This is a genomic window from Bradyrhizobium sp. STM 3562 (genome assembly GCF_045571435.1).
Classification (GTDB): Bacteria; Pseudomonadota; Alphaproteobacteria; order Rhizobiales; family Xanthobacteraceae; genus Bradyrhizobium.
The window spans coordinates 442,661-455,082 of sequence record NZ_CP120694.1; the positions used below are offsets into that span (position 1 = coordinate 442,661).

The following is a 12,422-nucleotide window of genomic DNA, read 5'->3' on the forward strand; positions in this document are numbered from 1 at the left end:
CATCGCGCTTTAGATTCCTGTTTGAGCATGATCTTTTCGGAAAACCGCTTCACACTTTTCCGGATCATGCTCAGTTATTGCGCAGCCGTGCGCTGGCACCGGCGCCGAACATCGGGATGCGGTTGACCGCCAGCACGACGGCGAAGGTGATCAGCAGCATGGCGATCCCGAGCACGGAGATGGCGGCGAGCTCGCCGCCCTCGTTGAGATCGTAGATCAGAACGCTCAGCACCTTGGTTTCCGAGGTAAACAGCACGATCGCCGCGGAGAGCTCGCGCATCACGCCGATGAAGATGAAGCACCAGGTCGCGATCACCGCACTGCGCAACAGCGGCGCGGTGATGCCCATGAGCGATTGCAGGCGCGTCGCGCCGAGAATACGGCTGGCGTCCTCGAGTTCGGGATGCATCGTGGTGAATGCCGCCTGGAGTTGCTGATAGGCCGACGGGAGATTGATGGTCAGGTAGGCGAGCAGAAGAATCCAGAGTGTGCCGTAAAGCACGAAGGGCGGCCGCGTGTAGCTCAGGAACAGGCCGACGCCGAGCACGATCCCGGGCACCGCGACCGGCGCGGTGGCGAGAAAGCCGAGCAGGCGCGCGCCGACGATCACCTGGCGCGTGGCGACATAGGCGATGACCAGCGCCACGACCGTGCCGATGGTGGCGGTGGCCGCGCCCAGGACAACCGTGTTCTTCAGGACCAGCGCGGTCGAGGACTGTTCGGTGAACACGAAGACGATGTTGTGCAGCGTCAGCGTCGATGGCGTCACCAGCGTCGTGGCGTTGGGCGATATGGCCGCGTTGAGCAGCGCGAAATAGGGCAGGAACACCGGGTTGAGCAGCACCAGCAGACAGGGTGCGAGCGCGGCCCAGCGCCAGCCCTTCAGTTCGATGCGTCGCGGCGCGCCATATTTGCCGCCGACGACCGAATAGCTGCGCCGTCCCAGCACGATTTTTTGCGCCTGCAGGAGCAGTATCGTCAGGAGCAGCAGCGGCACCGCGCCCGCCGCGGCGAGCTCTGGCTTCGGAGGGTACTGAAACAGGCTCCAGATTTTCGTGGTCATGGTGTGAAAGCCCGCGGGCAGCGCCAGAATCGCGGGCGAGCCGAACAAGGTCATCGCCTGCAAGAACGCGATCAGGCTGCCGGCCACCAGCGCCGGCAACGCGAGCGGAATCGTGATGCGGTGCGCCGTGGTCCACGCCTTGGCGCCGAGAATGGCGGACGCGTCTTCCAGTTCCCCCGGCATGCTGTCGAGTGCGTTCGCGATCAGCACGAACACGAAAGGGAACGTGTAGCAGGAGATGACGAAGATGAGGCCTTCCAGCGAATAGATGTTGAAGAGGTGATCGTCCGGCTCGGCACCGGTGACGAAACGGTAGAGCTGGTTGAGCAGGCCGCTGTTGGGTGCGGCCAGCAGCTCCCAGGCGATCGCGCCGAGAAAGGGCGGCGTCACGAAAGATGCGGTCACCAGCGCGCGGATCGCCTGCCGACCCGGCATGTCGGTGCGCGACACCAGCCAGCCGATCGGCGCCGCAATCGCACTGCAAATCGCGGCCGAAGACACGGCGACAACAGCGGTGGTGAACAGCGGATCGAGAAAATCCGGATCGGAAAACAGCGTGGCAAAGTTCTGCAACGTGAAATGCCGCGCCTTGTCGGTCAAGCTGTAGATGCCAAGCCACGACAAGGGCAGCGCGATCAGCACGATCAGGCAGGCGGCGAACAGCCACAGCACCGGTCTTGTGAAGTCGATGCGGGGTTTGGTACGTGGGATGTTGGATATCGCGGTCATGCCGCATCCTCCGTCGTTCCGGGGCGCTCAGAAGGAGCGAACTATGGTGCGCAATTGCGCACCTGAGAACCTCGAGATTCCGGGTTCGCCTCTTCGAGGCGCCCCGGAATGACGGCGGTGAGTGGGGACGCAACAGTTCGCATCACCCGCACCTCACCGCTCCAGCGCCCGGCAGCGTTGCGGCGGGAGCGTCAGCCACACTTTGCTGCCTTCCGCCAGCACATTGCCGGGGCTTGTGACCACGCGCAAGGACGTGCCGTCGGCCGTCTCGACCAGATAGTCGCGGCTGGCGCCGAGAAACACCTGCCGGACCACGCGCGCAGGCACCGTGTTCGGCGTATCGGACGACGCTTGTGTGGCCAGCGCAATGTCGTGCTGGCGGATCGCCACCGCGGCGGGTTGGCCGGCAACAAGCTGGGCGCCGACCACTTCCAGCGTGGTGTCGGCAAAAGCGACGTGGTTTTCGTCGCGCGCCACCGCCTTGATCACATTGGCCGCGCCGATGAAGCGCGCCACGAATTCCGATTGCGGGCGGTCGTAGATGTCCTCGGGCGTGCCGAGCTGATCGATCCGGCCTGCGTTCATCACCGCAATCAGGTCGGCAGTGGTCATCGCCTCCGACTGGTCATGGGTGACGTAGACGGTCGTGTAGCGGTATTCGTCGTGCAGTCGGCGGATCTCGAAGCGCATTTCCTCGCGCAGATTGGCGTCGAGATTGGACAGCGGCTCGTCGAGCAGCAGCGTCTCGGGTTCGACGATCAGCGCCCGCGCCAGCGCGACGCGCTGCTGCTGTCCGCCCGAGAGCTCGCCGGGATAGCGCTGCGCCAGCGCCTCCAGCCTGGTGGTGGCGAGGATCGCCGCGAGCTTTTTTGCGATGGTCTCGCGGTCGAGCTTGCGCAGGCGCAAACCGTAGGTGATGTTGTCCGCGACCGTCATGTGCGGCCAGAGCGCGTAGCTCTGGAAGATCATCGACATCCCGCGGTTCTCGGGCGGCACGGTTCGCGCCGTCGACGATAACACGCGGTCGCCGACGCAGATTTCGCCGGCGGAGGGTTCGAGAAAGCCGGCGATCAGCCGCAGCGTCGTGGTCTTGCCGCAGCCGGAGGGGCCGAGCAGGCAGACCAGCTTGCCGTGCTCGATGCGCAACGAGACGTCATCGACCACGGTGAGCGGACCAAAGCGTTTTGTCAGGCCGCGCAGTTCGACCGGCGCCACGCATCTCCCCCGGGGTATTGTTGCGAGCCCAAGGCGCGCTTTACCCGGGAGTAAGCACTAAAAGCCGCGCGGCGAACAGAGCCCAGAGAGCATGATCCGGAAAAGTGTGAAGCGGTTTTGCGAAAAGATCGTGCTCAAACAAGAATCTAAAGCGCGATCGCGATTCGACCCCATCGCGCCTTAGGCGCTTACACTTTCGCCGAGATAGGCGATCGCCGCCTCCAAGCCGCCCTTGCCATGCGGAATCCGCAGCGCGTTGAGGCCGACCTCGATCACCCCGAGCGTGCCGAGGATCATCGGCGCGTTGATGTGCCCCATATGGGCGATGCGGAACGCCTGGCCCTGCAGGTCGCCGATGCCGACGCCCAGCACCACGCCGCATTTCTCCTTGCAGTAGCGGTGCAGCCTGGCGGGCTCGAAACCGTTGCCCATCAGCACGGTGGTGACCGTGTTGGATCGCTCGGTGCTTTCCGTGATGTTGAAACCGAGCACCTGGCCCTCGGACCATACCGCGACCGCGCGGCGCACCGCTTCGGCCAGAAGCTGATGCCGGCGGAACACGTTGTCGAGCCCTTCCTCGAACAGCATGTCGATGGCCTGGCGCAACGCGAACAACAGATGCACCGGCGCGGTGCCGGCATAGCGGCGGTAATGCTCGACGCCCTCGCGCTCGGTCCAGTCCCAATAGGGCGTGCGCAAATCGGCCGTCTTGTGCACGCCTTGCGCGCGCTCATTGGCGGCGACGAAGCCCAGCCCCGGTGGGGTCATCAGGCCCTTCTGCGAGCCGGACATCGCGACATCGATGCCCCATTTGTCCATTTCGAACGGCATGCAGCCGAGCGAAGCCACGGTGTCGACCATGTAGAGCGCGGGATGTCCGGCCGCCTTGATGGCCTTGCCGATCGCCTCGACGTCATTGACGACGCCGGAGGCGGTGTCGACCTGGGCGACGAGGATCGCCTTGATCGCGTGACTCTTGTCCGCGCGCAGCCGCGCCTCCACTTCGCCCGCCCGCACCGCGCGCCGCCAGTCGCCCTTCAGCACTTCGACCTCGGCGCCCATGGCGCGCGCGGCATTGCCCCAGCCGACCGCAAAGCGCCCGCTCTCCAGCACCAGCACCTTGTCGCCGCGCGACAGCACGTTGGAGAGCACCGCTTCCCAGGCGCCATGGCCGTTGGCGATGTAGATGTAGGATTTGGCCTTGGTCGCGAAGAGTTTCGAGAGATCGCGCAACAGGCCGTCGCTCAAATTGACCATCTGCTCGGAGTAGATGTCGAGCGCGGGCCGGTGCATCGCGCGCAGCACCTCGTCAGGCATGGTGGTGGGCCCGGGAATGGCCAGAAACTCCCGGCCGGCGCGAACGGTCATGGGTGGATTTCCTTGCGTTGGGGCAGGGGCATGGATGCAGCCTATTGGAGGGAATTTCAAGACTTTTGGCTCAGCTCTTGAGCGCACCGGTTATGCTTCGCCAGATCTCGTCTTTCAGCTCGGTCGCAAGCGGGCTCGGGATCACGGCGACCGGACCTGTCCTCTTCTGGCACGCCTCGACCAGCCGCAAGATCCAGACTTCACCGTCGGTGTAATAGAGATCGCCGCCGCCATTGCGGCCGGTGAGCGTGGGCCCGACGCCGGTCACCTGATATTTCGCCGTGACCATGCCGGCATTTTCGAGATCGCTTGCAAGCGAATCCCGCTCGGCGTCGATATCGGCATCGATGTGGTGTGTGATCGCGCCGGTGAAATGGCTGATGCCGACGCCCTTGTCGAAGGTCACGGCGCCCAGCCAGACCGGCCGGTCCTCCTGGCCCTTGTCCAGCACCTTCCAGAAGCGCACATGGTGCCGGCGATCGGCGCTTTTGCCGGCCGGCTTCTCGAACGCGTAATCCTCGCGCCGGCCGAGATAGAACAGGTTGGAGACCGGCGCATCCTTATAGGCACGGTCGAGCAGCACGCTGCCGACGATTTCAATGGATGAGCGCAGCGTGATGGGATCGGCGGGAAACCAGCCGGCCTGGTTCATCGCACACAGCACATCGCGCGCATCTCCGATCAGCCCGATGTTGATGGGGTCGCCCGGAATGCCCTGCGCGGTGCGCGTCACCATGGGCAAGCTCGCAAGTCCGCGCTGATGCTCATAATGGGTCCAGAACGCCGGCAGCACGATATAGGCGAGCGAGGTATATCCGAGCAGGATCGCAAGCAGCGTCAGCAGCACGCGCTCCAGCCGCGCGTGATGCGCAGCGTGCGGATCCGCATCATGGTGTTGATCGCTCACACTCTGTCACCGTCACCCTGAGCAGCGTGCCCTGGCGCGCGTCTCGAAGGGCGACGGCCGGCTGCTGCAGCGGGGCCCTTCATCCTTCGAGACGGCCGCATTGCGGCCTCCTCAGGATGACGGATTGAGATGGGCGGCCGCTTCAAAACGGACAGCCCTTCACCGCCGTGTCTCACGGCAGCCGGCGGCCTCCGCTTCTTCCACCGAGCAGAACCAGCGCGTGCCCTTGCTGATCTGCATCTTGATCTGGGCGTACCAGCGGCTGGTCGGCTTGTGATAGATGCATTCGCCCGACGAGTTGACGTTGCCTTTGATGGTGCAGTCGGGCGAAGGCGCGACCGGGCCGGATGCGGAAGCCAGGAGGATCGCATGCGCGGTCTCCGGCACTTTCACAGCTCCGAGGATGGTGGTCTTTTTGTTGCGCACGCGCCAATCCCACGGCGCGATGAAGGCGCCCTGCCACATGCCGGCCTTGGCCTCGCGCGCGGCGGCCTGGTCCGCATCATAATCGTGGGACACGCGCGCCAGCGCCCAGCCGCTGCGCACCAGCCATTTCTGAACGTCCTCGCCGTCGACCTCGCAGCGCGCCAGCGCCCGGCCGCGGCGATCGGTCTGGCCGAGATGGCAGGTCCAGCTCTTGTTGTCGGTGTGCTTGATCAGCTCGTCGCGCGCGGCGACGCCGCAGGTCCAGCGCTCGCCCTTGGTGTTGAGGCAGAGCTGATCGACCGAGGGCGCGTCGATGCCGGAGAGGCGAATGCGGCTGTTGCCGATCTGGATCTGGTCGGCTTCGCGAATCTTCGGCACGCCGGAAACATCGGCGGCGAACGCGAGGCCGGGCCACAGCATCAACAGAAGCGCAAGCGGTAATTTGGGCGACATGAAAAGGGCCACGTCAAGGAATCAGCCAATAATGCCGGCGATTGTGGTGCGGATTGGGCTACCTCGCCAGCGCCTTCCGCCGCCGTCCCCTTTCAACTTCGCGCGATGGCTGCCGGCTGTCGTCCAGGATCAGCGAAGGTTACCGCCTTTTCACCATCGCCTTCCGCGCCAGCGCAAGTCCCATCAGCACGAAGGCCGAAGTCACCTCGGGCCCGCCGACCAGGATGCGGGTCGGCGTCTTCATCTTGTTCCACTCATAGGCCCGGAACGGACCGTGCCGGCCGCCCTCGCCGAACTGGGCGACGATGCAGGCGAGCGCCGGGCCAAAGCTCGCGAGCTCGGCACCGAGATGGGCGAGCGCGATCAGCGCCAGCGCAGCATCGAACGGGTTGATCTCTGCGGTGAGCATCTCGTCCAGCACGTAAGCGAGCACGTGGGTGCGGATGACATCAAATGCGCCGTCGGGATCGATCGTCTTGCGCGCCTCTGGCGGCAACGCCTGGAACGCCGCAAAGCAGCGGCCGAAATAGGCGCAGTACAGCTCCGGCAAATAATAGATGTGCGAGCGCGGATTGCTGAACGCGCCGCTCTCGACGAGCCGCCGCTGAAATCCAATGATGCGCCTGACGGTATCGAGCCGCTCGCGATTTTCCAGCACCTTCCAGCGCGCAAGATTGCGCAAGCTGACTTCGAGCACATCGAGATTGAGCGTCGGATCGAGATCGTTGCCGAAGGGCCGCTCGCCGGCGAGATTGTCGATCCAGGTGACGATGCCGCCCTCGAAATCGATGTTGTCATTGATCGGCACCGTCACCAGCGGCTCGTTGCGGCCTGCACGCACCTGGTAACCGGCGTAGAAGTCGAGCAGCGGCTGGTCGAGGATCGGGTCGGCAGAGCCGGCCTGCGTCGCGGCGGAGAACGAGCAGGCGGTGGTGTCGCAATCCGGAACGTAGATGCCGAAGCCCAGATCCTGCTTGATCTGGGCGAAGAACTTCGAGAAGCGCGGATGCGGCGCCGGCGCCAGCGCGGTCACCACGGAAAACGGGCTGCCGTCCCGGCTGCGCACGTCCTCGCGGCTGGTCGAGAGGCAGAAAGCCACCATCTCCGAAATCGCGCCGCGCGCGCTCGCGATCTCGTGGGGAGCCGCGAGCCCGGTCTCGATGAAGCCGAGCAATGCCTCGGTGAAGAAGGCGTCGTAATAGGCCGAGCGGTGGCGGACCTGCACCGGCGCCCACATCGGCTCGGCAATCCCGGTCCAGGGCGGGTTGACCAGCGCGCCGACCTGCGAGCGGGCGATGAAGATGCGGGCGAGATTGAACAGCAATGTCGAGTTCTTGTAGCCGCGGGAATTGAGCCCGGTCAGCGCCGCCAGAAATTCGCGGCCGCGCAGATCGGGATCCCCGATCAGGTTGAAAGCGGCGTAGGTCGGCAGAAAGCCGTTCCGGCGGAAGCTGCGCAACAGATGCGCGCCGCAGGCGCGGATCACGCGATCGAGCTCGGCCGGTTTCGGCACGCGCGCGGCCGCTAAGACCGGCTTAGGGGTGGGATGACCGAGCACGATGGTGTCGAGCAGGTCCGCGATGGGCCGGCCCGCCGCCTCCCAATCGGGCGAAGCATCGTCGCGGGCGTGCAGGATGGCACTCCGCAGCGCCTCCAGCCGTCCGTGCTCTCCAAGTTCGGCCAAGCCCGCGCGGCGCAGCAGCGCGCGCAGCGCCGGATTGCACAGCGCCATCTGGTAGAATTTCGACAGATGCGGGTCGCCGCTGTGCGGGGCCAGCAGCAGCGGATCGCAGACCTCATAGAGCGAGGGCCCGTCCTTGGTCGCCGTCAGCGCCCGACAGGTGGCAGCGGCAAAATAGCGCAAATTCATTGAGCGGATTTCCGGCGGGCGGGTTCAAGCGGCGGGGAACGGGCGATCTGAACAAACGCCGCTGCGGCCGATATCGCGCAGTTCCACCCGCATCTTTTCGGCGCCGCCCCCAAGAAAAATCAGCAAGTTCCTGAAAACTGGCCCAAACCAGGCGGAAAGGCAATGTGACGGCAGTCACAGTCGGGGAAAAGGTTGGGCCACAATATGGAACACCAAAATACCGGAGTCTTGCGGGAGGGCGGTCGGTGCTGAATTTGATTATGTAGATTTTAGAGTAGCTTAGCTGTCAAGCACGCTTTGATGTTGCTCCGTTGGGTCGGGCAGGTTAAGGGACGATTTATTGCGATGCCGCAAATAGAGCACAATTAAACGACACACCGCCGGCCATCTCCCAATAAGCAAGATCAGTTTGGCGCGACCTCAAGTTTGCGCGCGCCGCGAGTAGGAACGCACCAGTGATGAATTTGACGCAGCTCCGTTTCTCCCGCCGATCGATTGCTATTGCCGCCGCGCTGTTCGGCACGGTGTCGCTGGCGATTGGCGCCCATGCTGCGTTGTCCATTCGTGCGCTCGATGCCGCGCGGGCGGTGCCGGCCGAGCAGGCCCCGCTTGCGGCGGGCAAGGCGGCGCGGCTCGCGCTCGTCATCGGCAATGGTCATTATCCTGATGCGAGCGAGCCCTTGAGCCAGCCGATCAACGATGCGCGTGCGCTGACCGTTGCGCTGCGCCATGACGGTTTCGATGTCGATGTGGTGGAGGACGCCACCAAGGACGACATGACCCGAGCAGTGGCGCGGCTGAAATCCAAGATCACGCGCGACTCGGTCGTGATGCTGTTCTTCGGCGGCTATGGTGTGCAGGCCGGCCGCGAGAGCTACATGATCCCGGTCGATGCGACGATCTGGAAGGAAAAGGACGTGCGCCGCGAGGGCGTCAGCATCGAGTCCGTGCTCGACATGATGAAGGAGCAGGGCGCCCGCGCCAAGCTGGTAGTGGTCGATGCCTCGCGCCGCAATCCCTATGAGCGGCGCTTCCGTGCCTTCTCCCACGGCCTCGCACCGATCAATGCGCCCGACAACGCGCTGATCCTGTCCTCGGCGACGCCGGGCAAGGTGGCCTACGATTCCAGCGGCGCCAACAGCGTGCTGGTGTCCGAGCTGCTCAATCATCTGGATGCCAAGGGCGCCGGCGCCGAGGCCGTGTTCAACCAGACCCGCGTCGCGATCTCCCGCGCCTCCGAGGGAGAGCAGGTGCCCTCCGTATCCTCTTCGCTGCTCGAGGACGTCCGCTTCGGCGGCAGCGAGAACGCCGGAAGCTGAGCTCTTCTCCCGTCGTTCCCGGGCGCCTCGAAGAGGCGAACCGCAGATGCGCGATTGCGCATCGGGAAGCTCGAGATGGATCTTCTCGCCGTCGCCTTTTCGTCGTCCTGGCGAAACCAGGACCCATAACAGGTCTGAGTTGTTGAGCGCGGTATGGGCGGCCACGAGCCAAACCGAGACATCGGGCGGTATGGGTCCCGGATCGGCGCTCGCTAACGCTCGCTTGTCCGGGACGACGTTGAAGCCCTACTGCTTCACTTCCGCGCCATTCACGAACGGGCGCACCGGATCGCCCTCGCGCAGGAGCGCGCCGGCGCGGGCGACCACGTCGTCGCCCTCGCTCAATCCCTCGCGTATTTCGACATTGCCGCCGGACATCAGCCCGACCTCGACCCGTTTGGTCTCGATGCGGTCGCGCCTGACCACCTGAACCACGGTGCCGGCATTGGAATAGAGCACCGCGGTGAGCGGCACCGCGAGCCCGCAGCTCTGCCCGGTGCGGATCAGCGCCCGCCCCGATGAGTTCACCAGAAGGCGGGTGTTGCCGAGGATGCCTATGAAGACCTGACCCAACTGGCTATTGGATTCCACCGTCGGCGCCACGCGCCGCACCACACCTTGGAAATCGCCGCCCGCACCGACGATGCGGATGTCGGCGCTCTGGTTGGGCGCGAGCCTGCCGACGTCCTCGACCGGCACCATGCCGACCAGGTCAAATTCGCTGCGCGCGATGATGTTGAACAGCGCCTCGCCGCGGCCAGATGCGATCGCGCCAACCGTCGCGGTGGAGGCGGAAATCACCCCGCCAACCGGCGCCTGCACATTGAGGCTCCCGCCCTCCGGCAGGCTGAGCCGCGCCAGCACCTGCCCCGCCTGCACCGTGTCGCCCGCATCCGCCATCACCTCCGCAACCTTCAGCCCCGGCCGTTCCGGCCGGATTGCCTGCTCGTCGCGCGCAATCACGGTGCCGGAGACTTCGACGATGTTGTTGAAGCAGGACTTGACCGCCTTCATCACGGTGACCGCCGCGCCTTTGGGCGCGGCCTCCGTGGTATCGGCCAGAGCGGGGTGGGCGGCAAGGCTGTTGGCCGCAAGAAGCAGAGCCGGCAGTTTGCGGGCGAGGGCGAGCCTACTCATCGGCGCTCCCGTGTTTGGGTTGGTGCGTGTGCTTGTCGGTAGCAGATCACAGCCAATTGGGGCAATCGGGGCGGAAAGCTGGTCCGATGCTATTGGGGACGTAGCGTTCCGGTCGGCCGGTACCGACTACTACAGATTTTGCTTCAGCAAGAACTTCAGATCGATGTCTACCGAATCCTCGGCGATCCAATTCTCGGAACTCGACAGCAAAAGAAGGGGCCTCACACGCTCAAACAGTGGGTCGGCGCTCAGAGCGGCGCGCACTTTACGCGCCGGCAATCTTCCCAGCGTTGCGAGAACCCAGTCGATCGAGCTGCTTGTTTCCCTTGTTGCCGCCAGCAAACTTTCCAGGACGGCGTCATTTCCAATGCTGCGCAACGCTTCCGAAGCGGCGGGCGCTGTTTGGGGATTGTCTTGGAGCAGTTCTCTGATGAGCAGATCAATGACGCGCTTCGGAGCGTCCTGACCGAATGCGGCGATTGCATGCAGCACCACATCGCGATCGGAGTCTTTGAGGAAAGGGACAAGATCCTCATAACTCTTCAGGCCGGCCTTTCCGAGCCCCCAAACGGCAGCTTGCCGGATTTCGTCACTGAAAAATCGTGGATCGCGTGTAACCCGAAGAAGCACGTCGCGAGCACCGGTATTCCGCAACTCGGTAAGAATGAACACGGCTTCCATGCGTAAATCGGCTCGCTCATGCGTCCAGACAAATCCTTCAAGATGCTCCCAGGCTTTGGTTGATTCGAGTGCCGTACCCGTAGCAGCCGCTTCAAGACGTACGCGGCCGTCTTCTTCGAAATCAAGCCGTTGTTCGATTGCCGCAACCGCTTGGCCCCTCTTTTCCGGGACGAAGCGAAGCGCCTTGACCGCTGCATAGCGATCGACCGCCTCTTTCGCGTCAATTTCGGTGAGCGGATCGTAGCTCTTTTTCAGATATGCTTCCAAATCTGCGCGGCGGGCTGGGGCGCCTCCGATGATGGAGGCTTCCGCTATGAATTTGTCTCCGTCGGAAACGTATGGGAGGTTGCCACGCAACTGGTAGGTATAAGAGCGCGCGGAACGTTCTGCGTCCGCATCCCACATGACGCGAATGACTTTGTCGTCGACGTGCGTCACGACGCCATTTCGCTTGGGTACGATCGACGACCACGTGCGGGCGGTCTCAGTCCCCTCTGATGCGGCTCTCGGATCGCCCAACCGCGATTTGCTTTCAGATGCTCGAAGATCGCGATAAGTAAAGAACACCGGCTCTGTTGCTGGAACAGGCGTGCCGTTGTCATCAGCGCACGCGATGAAGGCTGCCAAATCCTGATCTCTCATGCCGACGTCCCAGCGCCGGTCAGGATTTGTCGGTGCGTCGCTCATACGGATTTGAAGATCCGATTTGGCCCGCACTTCAACACGCAAGCCAGTACGCACGCAGAGAATGTCAGGCAGGCGAAGTCGTTTGACTTTCGTCGTCCAGATTTTGTTCGATGTAGAGTAACGCTCCAGCTCGATAGGTTCGAAGCCGGCTTCCTTCATGATCTTCATGAGCTGGCGCGCGCCTGCGGCACCCATGCTCAGTAACCGAAGGAAGCTGGTGTCAGCTTTGAATCCCATTACTTGCTTCCCGCTTTTCTCTCGGGCGCAAGCAAGTCGCGCGGATCGGCAGCCAGGGCTTCGGCCAGGCGAAAAATATTGTCGAGAGAGACGTTGCGCTCACCGCGTTCAATCGAGCTGACATAAGTGCGGTGCAGGCCGGCGCGCTCCGCAAGAGCTTCTTGGGAGAGCCCTGTCGCCAGTCTCAAACGGCGCAAATTGAGAGCGAACAGCGCTCTTGGAGAAACAGACGGCAACGGAAATCCTGTGCAGGACGTTGCCAGGAACCTAGGAATCTGTCTACTTTGAGTCTACAGACTTTAAGTTCCCCATCTGCACTGTGCTCCCTTG

Annotated in this window: 10 protein-coding genes; 1 reads left to right on the forward strand and 9 read right to left on the reverse strand. The window is 63.7% G+C overall.

Going from position 1 to position 12,422, the window contains the following annotated elements:
- Positions 1 to 70 precede the first annotated feature (70 nt).
- From P6U23_RS02100 to P6U23_RS02125, 6 genes are all read right to left on the reverse strand, one after another.
- A complete protein-coding gene (locus tag P6U23_RS02100) occupies positions 71 to 1,792 on the reverse strand; it encodes an ABC transporter permease (protein WP_407177964.1) in 1,722 nt (573 codons plus the stop codon).
- Positions 1,793 to 1,945: 153 nt separating this feature from the next.
- Positions 1,946 to 3,007, reverse strand: a complete 1,062-nt coding sequence (locus P6U23_RS02105) for an ABC transporter ATP-binding protein (RefSeq protein ID WP_407177965.1) — start codon at positions 3,005 to 3,007, stop codon at positions 1,946 to 1,948.
- Positions 3,008 to 3,187: 180 nt separating this feature from the next.
- Positions 3,188 to 4,375, reverse strand: a complete 1,188-nt coding sequence (locus P6U23_RS02110; RefSeq protein WP_407177966.1) for a pyridoxal-phosphate-dependent aminotransferase family protein — start codon at positions 4,373 to 4,375, stop codon at positions 3,188 to 3,190.
- Between the two features lie 70 nt (positions 4,376 to 4,445).
- Positions 4,446 to 5,231, reverse strand: a complete 786-nt coding sequence (locus P6U23_RS02115; protein ID WP_407181752.1) for an LssY C-terminal domain-containing protein — start codon at positions 5,229 to 5,231, stop codon at positions 4,446 to 4,448.
- Positions 5,232 to 5,441: 210 nt separating this feature from the next.
- A complete protein-coding gene (locus tag P6U23_RS02120) occupies positions 5,442 to 6,161 on the reverse strand; it encodes a thermonuclease family protein (RefSeq protein WP_407177967.1) in 720 nt (239 codons plus the stop codon).
- Between the two features lie 139 nt (positions 6,162 to 6,300).
- Entirely contained in the window at positions 6,301 to 8,031 is a 1,731-nt protein-coding gene (locus P6U23_RS02125) for a hypothetical protein (RefSeq protein ID WP_407177968.1), read from the reverse strand.
- 458 nt (positions 8,032 to 8,489) lie between these two features.
- On the opposite strand from P6U23_RS02125, the gene P6U23_RS02130 reads away from it, so the two are divergent.
- Positions 8,490 to 9,350: a caspase domain-containing protein gene (locus P6U23_RS02130; protein ID WP_407181753.1), complete on the forward strand. Its 861-nt coding sequence runs from the start codon at positions 8,490 to 8,492 to the stop codon at positions 9,348 to 9,350.
- 246 nt (positions 9,351 to 9,596) lie between these two features.
- On the opposite strand, the gene P6U23_RS02135 is transcribed toward P6U23_RS02130, so the two are convergent.
- From P6U23_RS02135 to P6U23_RS02145, 3 genes are all read right to left on the reverse strand, one after another.
- The gene (locus P6U23_RS02135) at positions 9,597 to 10,487 is read right to left on the reverse strand and encodes an efflux RND transporter periplasmic adaptor subunit (RefSeq protein WP_407177969.1); all 891 of its coding nucleotides are present in this window, start codon (positions 10,485 to 10,487) and stop codon (positions 9,597 to 9,599) included.
- Between the two features lie 129 nt (positions 10,488 to 10,616).
- Positions 10,617 to 12,092, reverse strand: a complete 1,476-nt coding sequence (locus tag P6U23_RS02140) for a HEAT repeat domain-containing protein (RefSeq protein ID WP_407177970.1) — start codon at positions 12,090 to 12,092, stop codon at positions 10,617 to 10,619.
- Entirely contained in the window at positions 12,092 to 12,328 is a 237-nt protein-coding gene (locus P6U23_RS02145) for a helix-turn-helix domain-containing protein (protein ID WP_407177971.1), read from the reverse strand. Before P6U23_RS02145 ends, P6U23_RS02140 begins: the two co-directional genes overlap by 1 nt.
- Positions 12,329 to 12,422: the final 94 nt, after the last annotated feature.

Excerpts from the sequence above, each read along its gene's own strand:
- P6U23_RS02135 (WP_407177969.1), bottom strand. The coding sequence starts at position 10,487 with ATGAGTAGGCTCGCCCTCGCCCGCAAACTGCCGGCTCTGCTTCTTGCG.
- P6U23_RS02130 (WP_407181753.1), top strand. The coding sequence starts at position 8,490 with ATGAATTTGACGCAGCTCCGTTTCTCCCGCCGATCGATTGCTATTGCC.
- P6U23_RS02100 (WP_407177964.1), bottom strand. The coding sequence starts at position 1,792 with ATGACCGCGATATCCAACATCCCACGTACCAAACCCCGCATCGACTTC.
- P6U23_RS02140 (WP_407177970.1), bottom strand. The coding sequence starts at position 12,092 with ATGGGATTCAAAGCTGACACCAGCTTCCTTCGGTTACTGAGCATGGGT.
- P6U23_RS02125 (WP_407177968.1), bottom strand. The coding sequence starts at position 8,031 with ATGAATTTGCGCTATTTTGCCGCTGCCACCTGTCGGGCGCTGACGGCG.
- P6U23_RS02110 (WP_407177966.1), bottom strand. The coding sequence starts at position 4,375 with ATGACCGTTCGCGCCGGCCGGGAGTTTCTGGCCATTCCCGGGCCCACC.
- P6U23_RS02120 (WP_407177967.1), bottom strand. The coding sequence starts at position 6,161 with ATGTCGCCCAAATTACCGCTTGCGCTTCTGTTGATGCTGTGGCCCGGC.